The organism is Serratia odorifera, from assembly GCF_041448735.1.
Classification (GTDB): Bacteria; Pseudomonadota; Gammaproteobacteria; order Enterobacterales; family Enterobacteriaceae; genus Serratia_F; species Serratia_F odorifera.
Window position 1 is genome coordinate 569,517 of the sequence record NZ_JBGMUT010000001.1, and the last position, 22,546, is coordinate 592,062.

23 protein-coding genes are annotated in these 22,546 nt (G+C 55.3%); 8 read left to right on the forward strand and 15 right to left on the reverse strand.

Annotated features, from left to right (window positions below):
• Positions 1-137 precede the first annotated feature (137 nt).
• The 3 genes from ACCC84_RS02620 to ACCC84_RS02630 all read left to right on the forward strand — a co-directional run bounded on the left by ACCC84_RS02620 (position 138) and on the right by ACCC84_RS02630 (position 4,659).
• Positions 138-1,709, forward strand: a complete 1,572-nt coding sequence (locus ACCC84_RS02620) for a glucan biosynthesis protein G (RefSeq protein WP_182646450.1) — start codon at positions 138-140, stop codon at positions 1,707-1,709.
• Positions 1,702-4,263 (forward strand): glucans biosynthesis glucosyltransferase MdoH, encoded by a 2,562-nt coding sequence (gene mdoH / locus ACCC84_RS02625; RefSeq protein WP_004964338.1) that lies wholly within the window; start codon positions 1,702-1,704, stop codon positions 4,261-4,263. Before ACCC84_RS02620 ends, mdoH begins: the two co-directional genes overlap by 8 nt.
• A gap of 150 nt (positions 4,264-4,413) precedes the next feature.
• On the forward strand, positions 4,414-4,659 hold the full coding sequence (locus tag ACCC84_RS02630) for a YceK/YidQ family lipoprotein (protein WP_004964336.1): 246 nt from the start codon (positions 4,414-4,416) through the stop codon (positions 4,657-4,659).
• Between the two features lie 4 nt (positions 4,660-4,663).
• Here ACCC84_RS02630 and ACCC84_RS02635 read toward each other — a convergent pair whose 3' ends face one another.
• Positions 4,664-5,212, reverse strand: coding sequence for a GNAT family N-acetyltransferase (locus ACCC84_RS02635; protein ID WP_004964335.1), 549 nt, complete (start codon positions 5,210-5,212; stop codon positions 4,664-4,666).
• Between the two features lie 84 nt (positions 5,213-5,296).
• The gene (locus ACCC84_RS02640; RefSeq protein ID WP_004964334.1) at positions 5,297-5,674 is read right to left on the reverse strand and encodes a MysB family protein; all 378 of its coding nucleotides are present in this window, start codon (positions 5,672-5,674) and stop codon (positions 5,297-5,299) included.
• 210 nt (positions 5,675-5,884) lie between these two features.
• Between ACCC84_RS02640 and leuA the strand changes: the two genes are divergently transcribed.
• On the forward strand, positions 5,885-7,573 hold the full coding sequence (leuA, locus tag ACCC84_RS02645) for a 2-isopropylmalate synthase (RefSeq protein ID WP_371901658.1): 1,689 nt from the start codon (positions 5,885-5,887) through the stop codon (positions 7,571-7,573).
• On the opposite strand, the gene ACCC84_RS02650 is transcribed toward leuA, so the two are convergent.
• Positions 7,524-8,324 (reverse strand): AraC family transcriptional regulator, encoded by an 801-nt coding sequence (locus ACCC84_RS02650; protein WP_004964329.1) that lies wholly within the window; start codon positions 8,322-8,324, stop codon positions 7,524-7,526. The genes leuA and ACCC84_RS02650 overlap by 50 nt on opposite strands.
• Positions 8,325-8,498: 174 nt before the next feature.
• Between ACCC84_RS02650 and ACCC84_RS02655 the strand changes: the two genes are divergently transcribed.
• Positions 8,499-8,897, forward strand: coding sequence for a VOC family protein (locus tag ACCC84_RS02655; RefSeq protein WP_004964326.1), 399 nt, complete (start codon positions 8,499-8,501; stop codon positions 8,895-8,897).
• A gap of 46 nt (positions 8,898-8,943) precedes the next feature.
• Here the strand turns inward: ACCC84_RS02655 and ACCC84_RS02660 are convergent, their stop codons facing one another.
• The 4 genes from ACCC84_RS02660 to ACCC84_RS02675 form a co-directional block, all read right to left on the reverse strand.
• Positions 8,944-10,494 carry a peptide MFS transporter gene (locus ACCC84_RS02660; protein ID WP_004964323.1) on the reverse strand — a complete coding sequence of 517 codons (1,551 nt, stop codon included), beginning with the start codon at positions 10,492-10,494 and terminating at the stop codon, positions 8,944-8,946.
• A 469-nt stretch (positions 10,495-10,963) separates the two neighbouring features.
• Positions 10,964-12,205: a multidrug efflux MFS transporter MdtG gene (gene mdtG / locus ACCC84_RS02665; protein WP_198772697.1), complete on the reverse strand. Its 1,242-nt coding sequence runs from the start codon at positions 12,203-12,205 to the stop codon at positions 10,964-10,966.
• 190 nt (positions 12,206-12,395) lie between these two features.
• Positions 12,396-12,680: a YciI family protein gene (locus ACCC84_RS02670; protein WP_004964316.1), complete on the reverse strand. Its 285-nt coding sequence runs from the start codon at positions 12,678-12,680 to the stop codon at positions 12,396-12,398.
• A gap of 101 nt (positions 12,681-12,781) precedes the next feature.
• On the reverse strand, positions 12,782-13,702 hold the full coding sequence (locus tag ACCC84_RS02675; protein ID WP_039992217.1) for a Kdo(2)-lipid IV(A) acyltransferase: 921 nt from the start codon (positions 13,700-13,702) through the stop codon (positions 12,782-12,784).
• 318 nt (positions 13,703-14,020) lie between these two features.
• Between ACCC84_RS02675 and ACCC84_RS02680 the strand changes: the two genes are divergently transcribed.
• Positions 14,021-14,146: a histidine kinase gene (locus ACCC84_RS02680; RefSeq protein ID WP_371901508.1), complete on the forward strand. Its 126-nt coding sequence runs from the start codon at positions 14,021-14,023 to the stop codon at positions 14,144-14,146.
• A 19-nt stretch (positions 14,147-14,165) separates the two neighbouring features.
• Here ACCC84_RS02680 and ACCC84_RS02685 read toward each other — a convergent pair whose 3' ends face one another.
• Positions 14,166-15,263: an NADH:flavin oxidoreductase/NADH oxidase gene (locus ACCC84_RS02685; protein ID WP_004964308.1), complete on the reverse strand. Its 1,098-nt coding sequence runs from the start codon at positions 15,261-15,263 to the stop codon at positions 14,166-14,168.
• A 207-nt stretch (positions 15,264-15,470) separates the two neighbouring features.
• Between ACCC84_RS02685 and trhO the strand changes: the two genes are divergently transcribed.
• Positions 15,471-16,526 (forward strand): oxygen-dependent tRNA uridine(34) hydroxylase TrhO, encoded by a 1,056-nt coding sequence (trhO, locus tag ACCC84_RS02690; protein WP_039992216.1) that lies wholly within the window; start codon positions 15,471-15,473, stop codon positions 16,524-16,526.
• Positions 16,527-16,579: 53 nt separating this feature from the next.
• On the opposite strand, the gene ACCC84_RS02695 is transcribed toward trhO, so the two are convergent.
• Both ACCC84_RS02695 and ACCC84_RS02700 read right to left on the reverse strand, forming a co-directional pair.
• Positions 16,580-17,155, reverse strand: a complete 576-nt coding sequence (locus ACCC84_RS02695) for a YceI family protein (protein WP_371901509.1) — start codon at positions 17,153-17,155, stop codon at positions 16,580-16,582.
• Between the two features lie 24 nt (positions 17,156-17,179).
• Complete coding sequence (locus ACCC84_RS02700) at positions 17,180-17,734, reverse strand: cytochrome b (protein WP_004964301.1); 555 nt, start codon at positions 17,732-17,734, stop codon at positions 17,180-17,182.
• 437 nt (positions 17,735-18,171) lie between these two features.
• Here ACCC84_RS02700 and ACCC84_RS02705 point away from each other — a divergent pair, with 437 nt between their 5' ends.
• Entirely contained in the window at positions 18,172-19,233 is a 1,062-nt protein-coding gene (locus tag ACCC84_RS02705) for an AI-2E family transporter (protein WP_039992779.1), read from the forward strand.
• A gap of 21 nt (positions 19,234-19,254) precedes the next feature.
• Here ACCC84_RS02705 and ACCC84_RS02710 read toward each other — a convergent pair whose 3' ends face one another.
• The 5 genes from ACCC84_RS02710 to dinI form a co-directional block, all read right to left on the reverse strand.
• Positions 19,255-19,878 carry a LuxR C-terminal-related transcriptional regulator gene (locus ACCC84_RS02710; RefSeq protein ID WP_273867682.1) on the reverse strand — a complete coding sequence of 208 codons (624 nt, stop codon included), beginning with the start codon at positions 19,876-19,878 and terminating at the stop codon, positions 19,255-19,257.
• A gap of 209 nt (positions 19,879-20,087) precedes the next feature.
• Positions 20,088-21,209: an N-methyl-L-tryptophan oxidase gene (solA, locus tag ACCC84_RS02715; RefSeq protein WP_198772696.1), complete on the reverse strand. Its 1,122-nt coding sequence runs from the start codon at positions 21,207-21,209 to the stop codon at positions 20,088-20,090.
• A gap of 142 nt (positions 21,210-21,351) precedes the next feature.
• Positions 21,352-21,606 carry a biofilm formation regulator BssS gene (gene bssS / locus ACCC84_RS02720; RefSeq protein ID WP_004964293.1) on the reverse strand — a complete coding sequence of 85 codons (255 nt, stop codon included), beginning with the start codon at positions 21,604-21,606 and terminating at the stop codon, positions 21,352-21,354.
• Positions 21,607-21,823: 217 nt separating this feature from the next.
• Positions 21,824-22,108, reverse strand: coding sequence for a hypothetical protein (locus ACCC84_RS02725; RefSeq protein WP_004964291.1), 285 nt, complete (start codon positions 22,106-22,108; stop codon positions 21,824-21,826).
• Between the two features lie 148 nt (positions 22,109-22,256).
• The gene (gene dinI, locus ACCC84_RS02730; protein ID WP_039992209.1) at positions 22,257-22,496 is read right to left on the reverse strand and encodes a DNA damage-inducible protein I; all 240 of its coding nucleotides are present in this window, start codon (positions 22,494-22,496) and stop codon (positions 22,257-22,259) included.
• Positions 22,497-22,546 lie beyond the last annotated feature (50 nt).

Below are 22,546 nucleotides of genomic sequence, written 5' to 3' on the forward strand. Positions count from 1 at the left end.
CTTGGTACGCTGGGGTTTCTTCAGCTGCCTAAACTCTGAGCCATAAACATGAACCATTCATTTCTCATGTTGTCGGAAAGCTGAATAATCCATTAATATGGATTTTAAATGATTTGAGCACACGAATAGGGGGGGATGTGCTAGTTAATAATTTATCCAGACAACCACGCGCCAAGGGCGTCCGTTGGTTAGGTGCTACGACCGTATTGTTCACGCTGTTTTCCGCGCAGGCATGGGCCTTTTCCATCGATGATGTGGCCAAGCAGGCGCAGCAACTGGCGGGTAAGGGGTTTGAAGCCCCGAAGAGCAACCTTCCTTCTCAATTCCGTGACATGAAGTTCGCGGATTACCAGCAAATCCAGTTCAATCACGATAAAGCCTATTGGAACAAGCTGAAAACCCCTTTCAAGCTTGAGTTTTATCATCAAGGGATGTACTTCGACACGCCGGTGAAGATCAACGAAGTCACCGCCAATACCGTCAAGCAAATCAAGTACAGCGCAGATTATTTCAACTTCGGTTCGGTCAAGCACGATCCTGAATCGGTTAAGAATCTGGGCTTTGCCGGTTTCAAAGTGCTGTATCCGATCAACAGCGCAGACAAAAACGATGAAATAATGAGCATGCTGGGCGCCAGCTACTTCCGCGTGGTGGGCAAGGGCCAGGTGTACGGACTTTCCGCGCGCGGTCTGGCGATTGACACCGCGTTGCCATCCGGTGAGGAATTCCCACGCTTCCGCGAATACTGGATTGAGCGCCCTAAGGCCGGCGACAAGCATCTGGTTATCTATGCGCTGCTGGATTCGCCGCGCGCCACCGGCGCCTATCGCTTCGTGGTCTATCCGGGCCGAGACAGCGTGGTCGACGTACAGTCCAAAGTGTTCCTGCGCGACAAAGTGGGCAAACTGGGCATCGCGCCATTAACCAGCATGTTCCTGTTTGGTCCGAACCAGCCGTCGCCAACGCTGAACTACCGTCCGGCGCTGCATGATTCCAACGGTCTGTCGATTCACGCTGGCAACGGCGAATGGATCTGGCGTCCGCTGAACAATCCGAAGCATCTTTCGGTCAGCACCTATACCATCGAACATCCAAAAGGCTTCGGTCTGCTGCAACGCGGCCGTAACTTCAAGGATTATGAAGATCTGGACGATCGCTATGACCAGCGTCCAAGCGCCTGGGTAGAACCGCGTGGTGATTGGGGCAAGGGCAAGGTCGAGCTGGTGGAAATTCCGACGGCGGATGAAACCAACGACAACATTGTGGCGTTCTGGACTCCAGACGTACTGCCAGATGCGAAAACGCCGCTGGCGCTGAATTACCGCCTGCATTTCACTCGCGATGAAGACAAGCTGCATTCACAGGATATTGCCTACGTGAGCCAGACCATGCGCTCTACCGGCGACGTGAAGCAGTCCAACCTGATCCGTGAACCGGATGGCAGCGTGGCGTTCCTGGTGGACTTCGTGGGCCCTGTGCTGGCCGGTCTTGACGCCAACACGCCGGTTGCTTCGCAAGTCAGCGTCGGCGACAACGGCGAGCTGGTGGAAAACAATGTACGCTATAATCCAGTCACCAAAGGCTGGCGTTTAACGCTGCGCCTTAAAGTGAAAGACGACAAGAAGCCGGTAGAAATGCGCGCTGCGCTGGTCAACGGTGACAAGACCCTGTCGGAAACCTGGAGCAATCAGCTGCCTGCCAATGAATAAGACGACTCAATCTGCCCAGGATTATCTTGCGGCAATGCCCCTGACCGATGCGCGGTCAGGGGCGCTCACCCAACAACTTGACGCCGGTGATGAGCCGGCGCTGGTTACTCTGCACCGCCAGATGGGCGCTGCCGATGCCAATGTCGGCGCGCTGTCGGCTGACGACGTGGCGCTGGCGTCGGTGAAAAGCCGTATCCAGACCGCCTGGCCGGATGCGCTCAGCGACGACAACTTCGATACGGATGCGGAAGGGCGCACCATTTTGCAGGCCACGCCGCCGATCAAGCGTACCAGCATGTTCCCTGAAGCCTGGCGCACCAATCCGGTGGCCCGTTTTTGGGATTCGCTGCTGGGGCGTGCGCCGCATAATCGGCATGTCAGCAAGGAAGAAGCCGCTGCGGAAAACCGCTGGCGTACCGTCGGCTCGATGCGTCGTTATGTGCTGCTGATCCTGATGCTGGTTCAGACCGGTATTGCCACCTGGTACATGAAAACCATTTTGCCGTATCAGGGCTGGGCGTTGATCGATCCTATCGCCATGCTGGATCAGGATCTGATGCAGTCGGTGTTGCAACTGCTGCCTTATGTGCTGCAAACCGGCATTCTGATCCTGTTTGCCATTCTGTTCTGTTGGGTGTCGGCGGGATTCTGGACCGCGCTGATGGGCTTTCTGCAATTGCTGATTGGCAAGGATAAATACAGTATATCCTCCACCATCAAGGGCGACGAACCGATCAACCCACAGCATCGCACCGCGTTGATCATGCCTATCTGCAACGAAGACGTTGAACGCGTGTTCGCCGGGCTGCGCGCCACTTATGAATCGGTGGCGGCCACTGGCCAATTGGATCACTTTGATATTTATGTGCTGAGCGACAGCTACGATCCTGATATCTGCATGGCGGAACAAAAGGCCTGGATGGAACTGTGCCGCGACGTTGATGGCCATGGCCGTATCTTCTATCGCCGTCGCCGCCGTCGCGTTAAACGCAAAAGCGGTAACATTGATGACTTCTGTCGTCGTTGGGGCGGTGAATACAGCTACATGGTAATCCTTGACGCGGACAGCGTCATGAGCGGCGAGTGTCTGACCGGTCTGGTTCGCCTGATGGAAGCCAATCCGAACGCCGGCATCATCCAGTCTGCGCCAAAAGCGTCGGGCATGGATACGCTGTATGCGCGCGTGCAGCAGTTTGCCACCCGCGTTTATGGCCCGCTGTTTACCGCCGGCCTGCACTTCTGGCAGTTGGGTGAGTCTCACTACTGGGGGCACAACGCGATTATCCGCGTGAAACCGTTCATCGAGCACTGTGCTTTGGCACCGTTGCCGGGTGAAGGCTCGTTCGCCGGGTCGATTCTGTCACATGACTTCGTCGAAGCGGCGCTGATGCGCCGTGCCGGTTGGGGGGTGTGGATAGCCTACGATCTGCCGGGCAGTTACGAAGAACTACCGCCCAACCTGCTGGATGAATTGAAGCGTGACCGTCGTTGGTGCCATGGCAACCTGATGAACTTCCGTCTGTTCCTGGTCAAGGGCATGCACCCGGTACACCGTGCAGTGTTCCTGACCGGCGTGATGTCTTACCTGTCGGCGCCGCTGTGGTTTATGTTCCTGGCGTTATCCACCGCGCTTCAGGTGGTGCATACGCTGATGGAACCGCAGTACTTCCTGCAGCCGCGGCAATTGTTCCCGGTATGGCCACAGTGGCGTCCCGAACTGGCGATAGCGTTGTTCTCCACCACCCTGGTGCTGTTGTTCCTGCCGAAGCTGCTCAGCATCGTGCTGATCTGGGCCAAGGGCGCCAAAGAATACGGCGGCGCGTTCCGCCTGCTGATTTCGATGCTGATGGAAATGCTGTTCTCGGTGCTGCTGGCGCCGGTGCGCATGTTGTTCCATACGGTGTTTGTGGTCAGCGCCTTCCTCGGTTGGGAAGTGGTATGGAACTCGCCACAGCGTGACGACGACGACACGCCATGGGGTGAGGCGTTCAAGCGCCATGGTTCGCAGATGCTGCTGGGGCTGGTATGGGCAGGCGGTATGGCCTGGCTGGACCTGCGTTTCCTGTGGTGGCTGGCACCGATTGTCTTCTCGCTGATCCTGTCGCCGTTCGTGTCGGTGCTGTCCAGCCGAGCGACGTTGGGGCTGAAGAGTAAACGCGCCAAGCTGTTCCTGATCCCGGAAGAGTACTCGCCGCCACGCGAGCTGGTGGCCACCGAAGAATACCTGCAGCTGAACCGCGACCGCGCGTTGCGTGACGGTTTCCTGCATGCGGTGGTCAATCCGTCCTTCAATGCGCTGGCCGCGGCCATGGCTACCGCCCGCCATCATCTGCGTGCTGCCATCGAACGGGTACGCGAAGAACGGGTTAACGAAGCGTTGCAGGTCGGCCCCGACGCTCTGGCCAAGCCAAAACGCCTTGAACTGTTGAGCGACCCGGTTGCGTTGTCGCGGTTGCATCAGCGCGTCTGGTTACAGCCGGAGGGCGAAAGCTGGCGTGAACACTATCAACGGCTGCCACACAACGATCTGGCACACCCACGCGGTCAGCGTTAATCGCTGAACGTTTGCTACCCAGGGATGCGCATGGCGCATCCCTTTTTCGTTGGTACTTACGCAATGCTGACCTTGGGCTCGGCAAGAACTATGTTAAAATTTGCGCGGAGGTTGTTTATACCGAAACAACCATGCAGATAGGTCTATTGGGTGAAGATACGTTTTTATCTCCGTCTGGCATTGCTGGCACTCGGGACAGTCGTCTTGTCCGGCTGCGGCAGCATCATCAGCCGTACGGTGCCGGGTGCAGGGCACGGCAATCAATATTATCCGGGCGTGCAGTGGGATTTACGCGATACGCCGTGGCGTTATCTAACGGTGATTGACGTGCCGTTGTCGATGGTGGTGGACACCTTTATGCTGCCGTTTGATATGCGACACGGGCCGTATGAGTAATCGTTTAGCCGTTGGTGGCGAACGCCAATAGCCAATAGCGTTTTCCCTGGCAGTCAAAGGTACTCAATGCGTGCATCCCCAGGCCGTCAACGTGCGCAGCCAACGAATGCGGGTTGTGCTGGTCAATAAACAGCGCGCCGAGATCAAATCTTTCGTGGGTGTGGGTTTTCACCGCCGCGAACAGCTGTTTTAACACGCCTTTTCCTCGCCATTGCGTCGCCAGGCATACCGGGCCGTATAAAAACACTCGCTGCTCGGCCAGCGGCCGGCCGTTGAACGTCAGGCTGGACAGGGTCTCGACCAGCGCGTCGACCACCGGTGGGCGTGGCTGTGTGTCCGTCTGGGACAGGCAGACAAAGCCGGCCAGTTGACCGTCGTGCTCCGCCACCAATATGCCGAGGTCTTGGTTGAGGCTGGCCAACTGTGCCTCATCCATGGTTGAAACGATAAAACCTTGTTGCAGCTGCGCGCCGCTGAGATTCTCTGGCGTGTTTAGCCGTTGCAGCGTCAAAATGGCGGGGTAATCGCTGGCACGCGCCTGGCGAATAAGCATTATCGGATCCTTAAATTAACGTCGGACAGCAGAGCACGGCTCTCGACCGTTGGGCGGGCCGTAGCCAGGCCCGCCCGAGGGGGATTAACGCTCATCCCATTCATCGGCGGCCGTTTCGCCCTCTTCGGTGTCGAGCGGTGGATTCAGTTGGAAATCGCCTTCTTCCCATTCATACAGGGTATTTTCACCCAACCATTCTTCATGAATTTCCTCGTCGTCATAATCGCCGTCGAATATCGCCTGAGCCGCCGCGCCGCTGCGCAGCGTCAGGCACTCAACCGACTCGCCTTCGTCTTCAAAAAATTCAGCCTGCCACATGATATCACCGTCCAGCATCACGTATTTTTGCAGATTGAACTGTTGTGGCACCGGCGGTTCGTCATCATTACCGCCTTCGGCGGACTCAATAAACTCTTCGCGCGCTGCATCGATTGCTTCTTCCAAAGTGGCATATAGGCTCATGATCGTCTCCGGTAACAGTGCGGTTAATGAGTAAACTTCAGGACTTCTGAAGCGTCGTGACAAACGTCAAAAGTAATTGTTGTCGCAGCCACGCAGGATGCAAATTTTTTTGTTGTCCATTTTGCGACGAGGGTTGTCGCTTAAGCCGGCGAAACGGTGCCAGTGGCGAAGAATAATGGCACATCATCGTTCAACGCTCAGGAGCCCATGATGTTGCCTAATCCACAAACCAAATATCATCCCTTTCCACCGGTTGCGCTGCCGGATCGCCAGTGGCCGGCGCGCACGCAGCAACGAGCGCCACGCTGGTGTTCCAGTGATTTACGCGACGGTAATCAGGCGTTGGCGGAGCCGATGGACAGGGAGCGCAAGCAGTTGTTTTATCAGCTGTTGCTGCAATGCGGTTTTAGTGAAATCGAAGTGGCGTTTCCCTCGGCGTCGCAGACCGACTTTGATTTTGTTCGTTACTTGATCGACGAACGACAGATCCCGGACGGCGTGACCATTCAGGTTCTGACCCAGTCGCGCGACGATCTGATCGACCGCACCTTTGAGGCGCTGCAAGGCGTGCCTCGCGCGATTGTGCATCTGTATAACGCCACCGCGCCGCTGTTTCGTGACATCGTATTCCGACAAGACAAGGCCGCCACCATCGCGCTGGCGGTTAATGGCGCCCGGCGTATTCGGCAGCTTTGCGAACGACAGCCGGAGACCGAATGGACGTTTGAATACTCACCGGAAACCTTTTGTTTTACCGAATTGCCGTTTGCCCTGGAGATTTGTGAAGCGGTGGCCGAGGTGTGGCAGCCGAGCGCGCAACGGCCGATGATCGTCAATCTGCCTACAACGGTGGAAGTCAGTACGCCGAATGTCTATGCCGACCAGATCGAATGGTTCTGTCGTCATTTCAGCCAACGCGAGCGGGTGACCATCAGCGTGCATCCGCATAACGATCGCGGTACCGGCGTAGCCTGCGCGGAGCTGGCGATGTTGGCGGGGGCCGATCGCGTTGAAGGCTGTCTGTTTGGCAACGGCGAACGTACCGGCAATGTCGATCTGGTGACGCTGGCGCTGAATCTGTACACCCAGGGGATCGCTCCGGGGTTGGACTTCAGCCGTCTGCAACAGGTGGTGGAAGTGGTAGAGCAGTGCAATCAGCTGCCGGTACATCCGCGCCATCCCTATGCCGGTGAACTGGTGTTTACCGCCTTTTCCGGCTCCCATCAGGACGCGATCAAAAAAGGCTTTGCCGCCCAGGCCGAAAGGCAGGATGGACGCTGGCAGGTGCCTTACCTGCCGCTCGATCCGGCCGACGTCGGTTGCAGTTACGAAGCGGTGATCCGGGTCAACAGTCAGTCGGGTAAAAGCGGTGCCGCATGGTTGCTGGAACAGAATCACGGTTTGTCGTTGCCGCGCGGGTTGCAGATTGATTTTAGCCAGGTGGTGCAGCAGCAAACGGATGGCAGCGGCAAGGAAATGACCAGCGCCGAGCTGTGGCGGCTGTTCCGCAATCAGTATGGCCTGGTAGAGCAACCGCGTTTGCAACTGGTGAGCTATCAGACCGAAAGTCGTGGCGACCACGCCTACAGCTTCCAGGCCAGCGTGATGGTTGACGGTGAACCTCAGCCGCTTACCGGTGTAGGCAATGGCCTGTTGTCCAGTGCCGTCGATGCGTTACGCCAGCGGTTCGGCATTCAGCTGGCGATTGCCGATTATCATGAGCACACGCTGGGGCATCAAAGCCACAGCCGGGCGGTGGCCTATATTCGCTGTACGGCGCCAGGCAGCGATGCGGCATACGGTGTCGGTATTGATGCCGATTCTGCCCGCGCGTCGTTACAGGCGCTGTTCAACGTGGCGGGGCGCTATCTGACGCCACCACCGGTTGCGGCTGGCTGAAATAAACGCTGGGCGCGACGCCCAGTTGGCGACGGAACATCGCGCTAAAAGCGCTCGGGCTGTCATAGCCAAGATCCAGCGCTACCGACAGCACCGAGTGCCCGCTGGCCAACGCGTTGAGGGCGGCCAACAGGCGTGCGCGACGCAGCCAATCGCCGTAGCGCAGACCGGTTTCGCGCTGAAAACGACGCGCCAGGGTACGGCCGCTGACGTTGATATGCCGTGCGGCCTGCTCCAACGTCCAGGGTTGCGCCAGCGAGCCTTGAATATGCTGGCACAGTGCCAGCAAGGCCCGGTCGCGAGGTTCGGGGAGATGCAGCGGCAACATGGGCATCATGCGCAACTCATCGAGAATCAACTCCATAATGCGCTCTTCACGACCGCCAGACGCATAGTTTGCGGGAATGTCCAACGCGCTGACGATCAGTTCACGCAGCAGCGGCGAGATCTGCACTACCTGACACTGGGCGGGCAGATCGGCGCGAGCCAGCGGATCGACGAACAGCGTTCTGACCGCCACCTTGCCGGTAAAGCGCAGGTTGTGTTCGACCCGTGCCGGCAACCATACCCCGCGGCCAGGCGGCACTACCCAACTGCCGAGTCGGGTATTGATCTGTACCACGCCGCTTAGGCAGTGGATCAGCTGTGCGCAGTTATGGTGGTGATCGGGTTCGATGTCACCGTGCTGATAATCCTTGGCGAATGGCACAATGGATTGATTTTCCGGCAGGTAATCATGGTGATAAAGCATTGTTACGCCCGGTTCGGTGGCAGGAGAGTATCCGGCAGCATGCCATGCAGCCCATTTTCATGCCAGTGCTGAAACGCATTTCTTGGCAAGGGTAGACTCGGGATAACGGCTATGTTAGCTGGCGATGGCTGGTCACGTCACGCTAGCCGACACTGAGCGATATGGGAGAATAATGTGACCACACGTGATGCCGTGCTGCGCATTGCGCGGCCAACCGACCAGCTTGAGGCTATCGCCAGCCTGTATTGCCAGGGATTGGGATTCCGCCGGCTGGGTGAGTTTTACGATCATCAGGGTTTTGACGGCATTATGGTCGGCCATCCGCACCATGCCTATCACCTTGAGTTTACCCATCATCACGGTGTACGGGTGGGGCGAGCGCCGACGCAGGACAATTTGCTGGTGTTCTATCTGCCTGACGAGACGCGGTGGCGCGAGCGCTGTCAGCAGATGCTGGCCGCCGGCTTTCGTCAAGTCGCCGCGTACAATCCCTACTGGCAAGTCAATGGCGTCACCTTTGAGGATTTTGATGGTTATCGCGTAGTGCTGCAACAACGGGCGTGGCAGGAATAAAAAGCCGACGCGTGGAGCGTCGGCTGGTTGTGAGGTGTATTGGCGATCAGTTATCGGTCGCCAAGGTCTGCGGTTTTTTGCCTTGGGTATTTTCCAGCATACGGCGAATAGGTACGATCAACAGAATCAGTACCGCTGCGCAAATCAGCAAGGCGATGGAGCAGCGGGCGAACAGGTTAGGCAGCATCTCCAACTGATCGGCCTTAACGTGGCCACCGATCAGGCCGGCAGCCAGGTTGCCCAGGGCGCTGGCGCAGAACCACAGCCCCATCATTTGGCCACGCATTCTCTCCGGCGCCAGCAATGTCATGGTCGCCAGACCGATCGGGCTCAGACACAGCTCACCCAGCGTCAGCATCAGAATGCTGCCCACCAGCCACAGGGGGGAAACGCCGGCACCGTCGTTGTTCAGTACGTGCTGTGCGGCCATCATCATCAGGCCGAAGCCCGCAGCGGCAAACAGAATGCCGATCACGAATTTGGTGATGCTGCTCAGACGCACCTTGTTGCGTGCCAGCGCCGGCCAGAGCCAGCTGAACAGCGGTGCCAGCAGGATGATAAACAGGGCGTTGATAGACTGGAACCAGACCGCCGGGATTTCAAAACTGCCGATGGTACGGTTAGTGTAATCGTTGGCGAACAGGTTGAACGAGGTCGGTTTCTGTTCAAACGCCGACCAGAAGAAGGCCGCCGAGATCAGCAGGATAAAGCAGACCAGTAACCGAGCGCGTTCTTTGCGGTTCAGGCCGGCGAACATGAACAGATAAACGAAATACAGCGTTACCGAGGCGGCGATAACGTAAACCAGCGCGCTGGCCACGGCGACCGGGTTCACCACCACAATGCCGTAGGCAATCAGCGCGACGACGGCGACAATCGCCACGGCAATCACCATCAACCAGGCGCCAACGCCTTTTTTCTTGGTTACCGGGCTATTCCAGGTCGAGTCCAGGCCTACTTCACTGTCATAGCGTTTCATGGCCGGTACCGCGAAGGTACGGAAGATAACCAGGGCCACCAGCATACCGATACCGCCGATGCCAAAACCCCAATGCCAACCATGGGAACGGATCAGCCAGCCGGAAATCAACGGCGCAATAAATGAGCCCATATTGATGCCCATGTAGAACAGCGAAAAACCGCCGTCGCGGCGGGCATCGCCTTTCTTGTACAGCGTACCGACCATCACCGAAATGCAGGTCTTGAACAGCCCGGAACCCAGTACGATAAACATCAGGCCGATAAAGAACAGGTTGTTGCCCATGATCGCCGACAGGGCGATCGACAGGTGACCAAGGGCAATCAGGATTGACCCGTACCACACCGCTTTTTGCTGGCCGAGCCAGTTATCCGCCAGCCAACCGCCGGGCAGCGCCGCCAGGTACATGCTACCGGCAAAAATGCCGACGATCGCCGATGCGTTTTCGCGCGCCAGACCCATACCGCCGTCATACACCGTGGCGGCCATAAACAGAATCAGTAACGGACGAATGCCATAGAACGAGAACCGCTCCCACATTTCGGTAAAGAACAGCGAACCGAGTGGATAGGGATGGCCGAAAAAGGTGCGGCTTTCAGTATTGTTAGAGGATTGCATAACTATTCCCAATAAAAAGTGCCGCGATGACACGGCTTATACTTGTGATATATGTGTTTTAAGGAAAGTAATCCGCATAACGTGGATTACTCGACAAAACTCCAGCCGCAGTGCCTGATAGCCGTGGAAAGCAAGGCGGTCATTTCTTCACTTGGCCAAATGCTGCGCATCGGCGTGATATTATTTAACCATTTGATAACCTGATGCTGGTTTTGTCTAGCCCCTGACAGTCATTTATAAGATGAAAAGTCGACAAACGTCTAGTTTTTTGGTTTTTATGTTGGCTTTGGCGGAAATGCTATTGACAGCTGAATACGAGGGTTTTTTTTATTAATTTTTTATAAAACAAATTGTTATGTACTTTATGTTGCTGTTTTGTGGCGCAGGCGACGTCGCAGGTAGGCTCAGGAGAAAAGTTGGAAAATGGCGCTTATGGCTGAAAATTCGCCAGCGGCGGTGATAATTGGCGTTAAGGTTCTTGCTGCAAGCTATCGTCCTCGTGGTGTTTCGGGCGGCGGCGCTGCAGGCACCACCACGAGTAAACCGCATTGAACAACACCACGACGGCGGTTACGCAGAATACCGCCCTAAAGCCGTAACTGGCGGAAACTGCCGCACCGAGCAAGGGACCGGTGACGTTACCAACGTCTCGAAAGGATTGGTTATAGCTGAAAATTCTGCCGGCGACCTGATTGGTGCAGTTATAGATCAGCAGGGTTTGCACTGCCGGAAGTAGGGCACCGTCCGCAGCCCCCAGCAAAAAGCGCAACACGCCGAGTTGCCACGGCGTCTGTACCAGCGCCATCGGGATCAGCAACAGTACCGAAAATATCAGCATGCACACCAAAATGCGTTCTGGGCCGATTCTGTCGCCCAACTTACCCAGTCTTGGCGCGCTGAGCAGCGCGGCAACGCCCGGAACGGAGGCGATCAAGCCGCTGACAAATGCCAGATTAGCAATATCTCCGGCCAGATCGCGGACATACAACGTGAGGATCGGTGCTATCGAGCCGCTGGCGACCTGAATAATCATCGTGGTCACGAACAGCGCCAGAATCAACCTGGGGTTTTTCAGTGAGGAAAAAACTTGCCGTGCATCTAGCATGTCTTTCTTTTGCACCGGCGTGAACCGCTCTTTAACGAAAAACAGCGTCAGGATAAAGCACACCAACAGCACCGCCGCGGTAATGTAAAATACCGGCCGCAAGCCATAGCTGTCTGCCAGCAAACCACCGATCAGCGGCCCGATCAGTGCGCCGCTGACGCCGCCGGTCGACAGGGTGCCCAGCGCCCAGCCGCTGCGGTTACGCGGTACCTGGGTGGCGATCAGCGCATTGGCGTTTGGGATGAATCCTCCCAATAACCCCAGTAGCGCGCGCAACGCCAAAAATTGCCAGATATTTTGTGCCATGCCCATCAGGACCATCACGATGGCCATGCCCAGCGCCGAACGCAGCAGCATCAGCTTGCGACCGCGCCGATCGGCGAGGCCGCCCCAGAACGGTGAGGCAATGGCAGAAAACAAAAAGGTGATACTGAATACCAGTCCTGACCACATATTCAACGCCTGGTGGCCGGTTACGCCGAGGGTTTCCACGTATAACGGCAGGAACGGCATGATCAGGCTGAACGCGGCGCCAGTCAGAAAGCAGCCGAGCCAGGTGACGAACAGATTGCGTTTCCAGTTTATGGGTGCAGATGCCGGAGCCATACAATACCGCGAAAGAAGGTGTCAGGTTTTGCCGTGGTGCCGTGGCAAAGCAGAAAGTTAGCGGGGTAAGTATGCGCTCTAAAGCGGTGTGCGGCAAATCAGCGATGGCAATATATGCAGCAAAATGAAAAGAAGTTTTAAAATTCTCAGCGGCAATGATTTCCCGCGTAGGCAACGCGGGAAGGGGCGACTATATGCCGTTTAACGCGTCAAAACCGCTGCTGGTGGTGGTGACCGCCATCTCGGTAACATCATAGTCTGCTACGGCGGTGAAGGGATCTTGCGCCAGAATGTGGTCTAACTGGCTACGCGCCATGCTCTTGACCAGGATCACGCCGCCGGTGCGGGGATTCTTGCGGCCAGCGGCGATGAAATCACCTTGGGCGAAGTACTTTTTCAACCAGATGATGTGCCCGTCGAGCAGGCTGTCGACCTCTTCGATAGGGCGGTGGTAGGTCAGGCTGACAATGAACATAACGGCTCCGAAAACGCAAAAAGTGAGCAGGTAACATCACACCGTTGTGATGTACGATCAAGAGATTGCGATAAAAAAACCCGCCAGTGGCGGGTTTGCAATCAATACAGCGATGGTTCGCCTTCCGGGCGGGTTTTGAAGCGGCGGTGCAGCCACATATACTGATCCGGCGCCATCAGGATCTCTTTTTCGACCACTTTGTTCATAAAGGCCGCAGCGTCCAGTTCGTTGTCCAACGGGAAGTTTTCCACCGCCGGTTGCATGATCAGCTCATAGCCTTTGCCATCCGGCAGGCGACGAGGGGTAAATGGAATGATCGCCGGCTTGCCCATGCGCACCAGCACATAACTGCCGGTGGTGGTGGCGGCCTTGTCGACGGCAAACAGCGGAGCAAACACGCTGCTGCGCGGGCCGTAGTCATGATCTGGCGCGTACCAGATGATATCGCCCTGTTTCAGCGCGCGGATCATGCCCTTGACGTCTTTACGATCCAGCATGGATTTGTTGGAGCGCATGCGGCCCCAGGTCTGTAGCCAATCCATTAGTTTATTGTCATGCGGACGATAAACGCCGATACCCGGATTGTGAATGCCAAAGATACGAGCACCCAGCTCCAGCGTCAGAAAATGCAATCCGATCAGCAACACCCCTTGCTGGTTATCGCGCGCTTTTTGTATATGCTCCAGCCCGCTAACGGTAAACCAGCGTTCGATACGCCAGTTTGGCCAGAACCAGGCCATGCCGGTTTCAAACAACCCCATACCTACCGACTCAAAATTTTTCACCACTAAAGCTTCGCGTTCCGCTTTCGGCATGTCGGGGAAACATAACGCCAGATTGCGATCGGCGATTTCTACCCGACGTTTTAAAAAGCGCATGGAGAAGCGGCCCAAAGTGGTGCCTAACTGATAAATTACCGGATAAGGTAGCAAAACCAGCAGGTATAACAGGCCAATGCCAAACCAGGTCAGCCAGTAACGAGGATGCAATAAAGATCGATTAAAAGAGGGAACTTGCGTCATGTGTTCTCAGCTTAGAAGCAGTCATTTAATAGTAAAAACAGATAATTAGCATGTTCATTCGCCCAAGGGACCTGTGGCACGCATTTCATTTTCTGCCGGTTATAGCGATATATTGTGACAGTTTTTCGGCAGAACTGGAAAACCGACCGCATTAAATCATCATTTGCCCTGCCGCGATCTTAACGTGCCAATAGCCAGTTGCGCGTTGCGTTGCGATAAAAAGGGCTGCGATGAAACATTAGCTGCCAGTATCATAGCAGCATAAATATTCAGGAGTTAATTATGTTGTTTTCATGGTTAAGCGCGGGATTATTAATAATGGGCGTACTGTTAGGCAGTCTGGCTGCCCACTGGCAATCGAACCCGCTGCTGGCGACGGCTGGCGTGGTACTGTTGGCGGGCGTGGTGAGCGCCGGATTTACCGAACGTCATGGCGGACGCTGAACGGCGCCCGCCTTGATGATTAATCGTTTTTGAACAGGCCTTTTACCGCATGTGGTTCGCTACGCCAGTACTGTGGCGGCGCACTGGCCCGCTCACCCAACTTGGCTGCCGCATGCCATGGCCAACGTGGGTTATAAAGTATACCACGCGCCAAGGCCACCATATCGGCTTGCCCGCTGGCGATAATGGTTTCTGCCTGTTCCGGTTCGGTAATCAGGCCGACGGCGATGGTGGGCATGCCGACTTCGCGTTTGATGGTTGCGGCGAACGGCACCTGATAGCCTGGCCCGACCGGGATTTTCTGCTGCGCAGATAAACCACCGCTGGAAACGTGAATATAGTCACACCCCAGTTCCTTCAGTTCTTTGGCCAAGATAACCGACTGTTGTTCGTCCCAGCCGCCTTCCACCCAGTCACTGGCGGAAATGCGAACCCCGACGGCTTTATTGGCCGGGAATACCGCGCGGACTTCACTGAAAATCTCCAGCAGCAGACGCATGCGGTTTTGCAATGAGCCGCCATACTGGTCGGTACGCTGGTTAGCCAGCGGCGACAAAAACTGATGCAGCAGGTAGCCGTGCGCGCCGTGCAGTTCAATCAACTCGAAACCCAGCCGGTCGGCACGTTTTGCGGCTGCAACAAACTGCCGTTTAAGCGTGGCGATACGCTCCAGACTCATGGCTTGCGGCGCTTCGTCATGTGGATGGAATGGCACCTCGGAAGGCGCAATGGTTTGCCAACCACCGCTGGACTGGCTGATTTGCGCGCCGCCGGCCCAGGGCACCGCGCAGGAGGCTTTGCGTCCGGCGTGGCCAAGCTGGATGCCCAGCGGCAGGGTGGCGTGCTTTTTCACCGCCTGTATCACTCCCGCCAGTGCCTGTTCGGTTGTGTCGTCCCACAGACCCAGATCGTCCGGTGAGATCCGCCCTTCCTCCGCCACTGCGGTCGCTTCAACAATCAACAGTCCGGCGCCGGACATTGCCAAATGCCCCAGGTGCATGGTGTGCCATTCGCTGGCGCTGCCGTGTACGGCGGAATATTGGCACATCGGTGCGATGATGATGCGGTTGGGCAAGGTCAGTTTGCCGAGGGTAATCGGTTGGAATAGCTGGCTCATAATATCCTCGTAGTGCGTTATTAATGAATCGCGTGCTAAGCACAGGCATATCCGGATTTGTGATGCTCGTCAAGTTTTAGACCGGGAACGGCACCATGCCGTTAATGCTGTGTTAGGTGCTTTTTTCGGGTATCATGTGCGCCGCGCGCGGGCGCTAGGCCGGCGCGCATGTTAATCCGTCACCTCCGAAAGACAGGAACGTACACCATGCCAGTGTTACATAACCGAATCTCTAACGAGGAATTGAAGGCGCGCATGCTGGCCGAAACCGAGCCGCGCACCACAGTTTCTTTTTATAAATACTTCACGCTCGACGATCCCAAGGCGTTTCGCGACAGCCTGTATCTTCAGTTCGAAAAACTGAAGGTCTTCGGCCGCATTTATGTGGCGAAAGAGGGCATCAATGCGCAAATCAGCGTGCCACAGAGCAACTTTGAGGCGTTCAAGGCCACGTTATTTGCCAGCCACCCGGCGTTGAATCAGGTACGTCTGAATATTGCGCTGGAAGACGACGGTAAATCGTTTTGGGTGCTGCGCCTGAAGGTGCGCGATCGCATCGTGGCTGACGGCATTGATGATGCCAGCTTCAATCCGGCCGACGTCGGTGAATATCTGAAGGCCGATCGGGTCAACGAAATGATCGACGATCCGGATACGTTGTTTGTCGATATGCGCAACCACTACGAATACGAAGTGGGCCATTTCGAAAACGCCATTGAAGTGCCTTCCGACACCTTCCGCGATCAGTTGCCAATGGCCGTCGACATGTTGCAGGACAATAAAGACAAAAAGATCGTCATGTACTGCACCGGCGGTATTCGCTGTGAAAAGGCCAGCGCCTACATGCGCCACAATGGCTTCAAGAACGTTTATCACGTGGAAGGCGGCATTATCGAATACGCCCGACGGGCGAAAGAGCAGGGCCTGCCGTTGAAGTTTATCGGCAAGAACTTTGTGTTCGACGAGCGGATGGGGGAGCGCATTTCTGATGACGTGATTGCCCACTGTCACCAGTGCGGCGAGCCGTGTGATACTCACACCAACTGCAAGAATGACGGCTGCCATTTGCTGTTTATTCAGTGCCCGAGCTGTGCGGCCAAGTTTGAAGGCTGTTGCAGTGAGATTTGTCGCGAAGAGCTGAAACTGCCGCGCGAAGAGCAGCGCGCACGCCGCGCCGGTCGCGAAAATGGCATCAAAATCTTTAATAAATCAAAAGGTTTGTTGCAGACGACGATGCATATTCCGGCACCGGAAGAGAAGTAACGCGGCAGGCCGCGGGGTAAAGGGGCGGCAGCGATGACCGCCCCGATTGAGTATTACTCGCGCACGCCTTCTACCGAGATGATCAGCTCGACATCCTGCGACGCCGGGCCAAGATCGGTGGTAATGCCGAAGTCTTTCAGCTTGATCTTGCCATTGGCTTCAAAGCCGGCGCGGTAACCCCCCCACGGATCCTTGCCCTGCCCCAACAGTTTGGCGTCCAGCGTTACCGGCTTGGTCACGCCGTTCAGGGTCAGGTTGCCCACCACCGCATAGCCGTCACCGTTTTTCTTCACCTCGGTGGAGACAAACGTGGCCTGCTTGTTTTTCTCGACGTTAAGGAATTCGGCGCTGCGCAAGTGCTTGTCACGTTCAGCGTGATTGGTATCAACGCTGGCGGTATTGATGGTGACGTTCACCTTGTCCTTGGAAGGATCTTTCTCGTCGAAGGTGAAGCCACCGTCGAAGTCTTTGAAGCTACCGTACAGCCAGCTATAGCCCAGGTGCTGAATGCGGAATTCGATAAAGGCATGCTGCCCCTGTTTGTCAATCTTATAGTCGGCGGCCAAGGCGGAGCCGGCGCTCAGCAACAGTGCGCCGGCGGTCAGGCCCAATACGGTCTTTTTCAACATAGCAATCTCCATAAATCCACGAGGTTAATCGGCGCTGCGACCCAGCATCCGTTTCAAAGTGACATCACCATCAACAAAGTGATGTTTAAGCGCGGCCAGAGCGTGCAGTACTGACAGTACTACCACGGCCCAGGCCAGATAAAGATGAACAGTGCCGGCGGTATCGGCCTGACTGGCCATACCGGTTGCCGTTGCCGGAACGTCGAACCAGCCGAATACGCTGATCGGTTGTCCGTCTGCGGTCGATATCAGGTAACCGCTGATCAGGATGCTAAACAGAACCACGTACAGCGCCAGGTGCGCCAACACTGCGCTGATGCGGGTGAAACGACCGTAGCTGGCCAGCGGCTTGGGCGGCGGTGATACGAAGCGCCAAATCACCCGCACCACCATCACGCAAAACAGTATCACGCCGATGCTTTTGTGAATTTCCGGCGCCTGGTGATACCAAACGTCATAATAGCCCAGGGTGACCATCCATAGCCCAAGAGCAAACATGCCATAGACGGCCAACGCGACCAGCCAATGAAGCAAAATCGAAATGTGACCAAAGCGGTCAGCGGTGTTTTTCCAGAGCATCGGACTTCCTTACTTTCCCTATGTTCGGTTGCAATAATTAAACATTAAAAAACATAAAATCAATAATTAATTTATCTATGTTACTTCTTATTTATCTCAATCAAATAATTTGTTTTAAGCTGTCGAAATTGGTCAAAGATATCGTTTGATAGTATTAGTCTTTGGCGCGTCGGTTTATTATTTTTTGTTGAATTATATAATTTTAATCTCACGATCGCCGCTTTTGTAATCTTACGTAAATATCATCGACATAATTGAGCAAAAAAGCCGTTTTCAACTGCCATGGCACGGTAAAAAAAAATGTGAACCGTTTTTGACACCATGATTCATCAGCATTGGCGCTGGGTAATCCTGCTGTCCAGCTACGGATTTTGCTAACATGGGGGGCTTCACAGGCCGGTCTGGCCATGTGCCTTCAGGGTATCAAGGAAACCATAATGGGACGAACTATCTTGACCGATCGTACGCTGCGCATGGCGTTATTGCTGGCGATGATTGTGGTGATCCTGGCTGGCGTCAAAGCCGCGTCCGACATTGTCGTGCCGTTCTTGCTGGCGGTTTTTTTTGCTATCGTGCTTAACCCGCTGGTGGTGGTGCTCGAACGCTGGCGTATTCCACGCGCGCTGGGTATCGCGCTACTGGTGGCGGCGGTGGTGGTGCTACTGATGCTGTTTATCGGTATGTTGGGGGCTTCACTCAACGAATTTGCCCGCTCGTTGCCACAATATCGCGGCATGATGGCGGAGAAAATGCGTCAGTTGCAGTATTATGCCGACCGTTTCAATATCACCATTTCCCTTGAGGTTATTGCGCATTATATCGATCCCGCCGCCGCGATGAATCTGGTGACGCGCTTGCTGAGCCACTTTTCCGGCGCGATGAGCAATATCTTCCTGCTGTTGATGACCGTGGTGTTTATGCTGTTTGAAGTGCCGCTGTTGCCTTACAAACTGCAACAGGCGTTGGATAAACCGCATGAGGGCATTGCCAATATCCAGCGCGCGGTGCAAGGCGTCACCCATTATCTGGTGATTAAAACGGTTATCAGCCTGGCGACCGGGGTGATCGTCTGGATATTCCTGGCGCTACTGGAGGTGCGTTTTGCCTTTATCTGGGGATTGCTGGCGTTTTTATTAAACTACATTCCCAATATTGGTTCGGTGATAGCCGCTATTCCGCCGTTAATCCAGGCGTTGTTATTTAATGGTGTGGGCGATGCAGTGGCGGTGGCCGGCGGGTTTGTACTGATCAATATGGTGATTGGCAATATGCTCGAGCCGCGCGTGATGGGGCGCGGGTTGGGCCTGTCGACGCTGGTTGTCTTCCTGTCGCTGATATTCTGGGGCTGGCTGATGGGGCCTGTCGGAATGCTGCTGTCGGTGCCGCTGACTATCATCGCGCGTATAGCGTTGGAAGCCAGCGATGGCGGCCACCGACTGGCGGTGATCCTTGGCGATGGCCGGGAACCACGCCAGCAGCCGGCTACGCCGCCCGAGTGACGACAGGCAAGGAAAGTAGGCCTATACCGCCAGTTGCGTGAGATAGGCACCATGGAGCGGTGCAGCCGGTGGGTAAAAATAACGCAGCACGTTATATAACGAATAGAATTCCAGCCGGTTGCGGACGTTGATCTTTTCAGTGATATGGCGTTTATGCACATAAACGGTGTGTGAGCTGATCTGCAGTTTGCGCGCGATGCGGTAGTTTGGCATTTCCGCCATCCAGAACCGCATGACGGTCAGTTCCTGCGGGCTGAACAGTGAATGGACCCGATTTTCCTGCGGCATAACCGGTTCGTCACGCAAGATGCGTAACGCCTTGGACAGGATCGACTTGCTGAACAGAAACGCGTTATCGGCGATGCGTATTGGATTATCGCTGTAGGGATAGGGGGTATCCAGGTAGATAAACAGCGTGGCGTAATGACTGTCGTCGATAAATCGCTGTAACTGGGCGTCAACGAGGTTATGCCGACAGACGCTGGTCAGGTTCAGCAGGATGTGGGTGGGTTTGAAACCGGTCAGCAGCGGCAGGGCAGATGCCAGGCTGCTAGCGCATTTTATACTGCTGAAAGCATGGGGGGTAAAATAGCCGGCAATTCCCAGGCAGGTGTAGCCGCATTCGTCCACGACAAGTAGTTTCATGGTGACATCCTTGTGATAAAGCAAAAAACATCGGGCATTACATCTGTAAAATAGGGGGAATGCCAGCACTCTACAACTCGGAAATCCAGACTACAGTGCAAGCTTTTTCCGTGGCAAAGTGAACGTAGAGCGGATAGCGAGCCGCAAGGGGTGAGCAACGAAAGTGGAATCAGCCTGCGCCGAGCGGTCGCAGGCGACGACAAACCTAATCAGTCGTGATTGAAACGGCGCAGCGCAAACGGCGATATGTCGAACGGAATGGTTTTATCCTGGGCGTACAATGCGGCAATTTCGCCCAACACGCTGGCAAACTTGAAACCATGACCACTCAATCCGCTAATGACCATCATATTCGCGCAATCGGGCACGGTATCGATAATAAAGTCTTCATCGGGACTCATGTCGTAGGTACAGGCTTTGCCATGCAGACAGACGCCAACGCCCGCCAAATGCTGGCGCAGGAAGTTGAATACCTCGCTGCCGTCGCTGGCAATGCTGCCAAAAGGCGTGCGCTGGGCGGGATCGTCGATCGGCTGGCCGCCGTCATGTTTGCCGACTTTCAAACCGTCGTTATCGGCCGGGAAACCATAATAATGGCAGCCATCCTGCGCTTCCACGGTAAACGCCGGGAAGCGGTTGGTTTCGCTATAACGCCCATCTGCCTGATGCCAGGAGAAGACTTTACGCAATGGCGTTACCGGCAACAGCGGCAGCAATTTCTTCACCCAGGTGCCTGCGGCAACCACCACCTTGCGTGCCTGGAAGCGGCCTTCCGGCGTGGTAACTTCAACCCCGTCATCCATGGCCGCAACCGATGTTACCGCACAGTTGAACAGCTGGCTGCAGCCGGCATCTTTGGCAAGTTTGATATATTGGGCTATCGCCAGTTCGGCGCGCAAGAAACCGGCATCAGGTTCAAATACCGCCACGTAGTTTGACGGTACGCTGAATTCTGGCCAGCGTTGCTGGATTTCATCGGCGGTCAGCAATTGGCTATTGAGGCGGAAAGCGTGGGCGCTGTGGCGCGCGTTGGTGATAAATTCGGCATCGTGCGGGCCGATATTCAGCACGCCGCAGGCGTGGAACAGTTGTTCACCGCTGGTCAAGGCCAGGCCATTCCACAGCGCCTGTGCGCGCAGCACTAACGGCACGTACTTTTCACCCTCGCCATAGGCATGGCGAATAATCCGCGTATCACCGTGATGACTGCCGTTACTGTGTGGCGGAATGGCGCTGTCGATCATCAACACCTTTAACCCGGCCTGCGTTGCGTAATACCCCGCGGCGGCGCCTACCGAACCACTGCCCACCACGATCAAGTCATATTCCACGTCACCCTTCCTCACTGTTGCGCGTTGCTTATCGCTCCATAATAAAAGGTTGGTCTTATCAATGCATCCGTTGTTGCGGTAACAGCCAAAGAAAAAGCGCCAGGAGTGTGCGCCGGCGCTTTAGAGGTGAGTGATGGAAGCGTTAGTGTTTTTTACGATCAAGATCCTGGTAATCCGTTGATTCGATTTTGGCGATGCCGGCTTCTAGAATGTTAATAAGTTGTCGGGCGACATCGGTGGTTAACCAAAGCGTTCTGTCTACTTGGGCTTCTTCGGGCGTTTGGTCTAGTGAAGACAGGTAATGAAGGCGTATCATCATGGCGTCATAGACGTCGACAGTACTGATATCCCAACCAACAAGCGGGTGCGTCTGAATTACTTCATCATTTCTGTCCATAAAGACCCCTTATTGAGTAGTAACTAGCATGAGTAACTAACGAGGATCGATGCGGCTCATCATCATGAGGAGCATTTACAGTATACGCATACCCTCTGTAGGGTGTCGCTTTTCCTGCGTTTTTTTGTAAAAAAAATGCTCATTTGCGCAAAAAACAGGCGAAAGTGCTGTGGGCGGCCTAACGGGACTTGACGGCCAAGGCCGGCTGAAACCAGGCTCAGGGAGCCTCTTGTGGCGGTAGGGTAGTCGGCGGCTGGACGTGTTTTTCCAATTCGGCCGCCAGGTGGGCAAAGTGTTTTTGCGTTTCGCTATCCCGATTCTGATTTTGTGATTCGAGTTTTAAACTATGAATCAACAGCTGGTTGGCTTTGCTGTCCAGACCAAACGCCAGATAGGAGAATGCCACTTCCAGCACGCTCAATCGACGTTTTTGATCGGCGATCAACGCCAACAGTTCACCGAAGGTCATCGCTTCTTCGGGTTTTTCTTTGTCCGGGGCCATGCAACACACTCCTGTCAAACGTCGCCAGATACCATGGTTAATTACAGACCAGATATCAGGTTTATTCCAGCTGACTGGCGGGATTTGCGGCGTGGCGCAGAGACAAAAAAGCCGGAGAGCGACCCCCGGCAAAAACAGCATTGCAGTGTTATTCTGCGGTGAACCAATCGTCCGCGCTTTCCCAGGTTTCCTGTAGAATTTCGGCGATCAGATCCTTGTCCGTTTTGACGCCCCCGAGCACCGAAAGCCCGTTGGCGCCAGCATATCTCACCTGTACCACTGCGTCTGGGAACTGTCGATTTAGCCGTTTGCCCAATTCACCGCTCAAGGCTTCAATCGCCCCTGGCGGCAGCGGTCTGGTTTTATCTATGGTTACTTCAACACGCATCATTGCCCCCGAAGTCATTTACTGTGTATTTATACAGTCAATGACCTGCG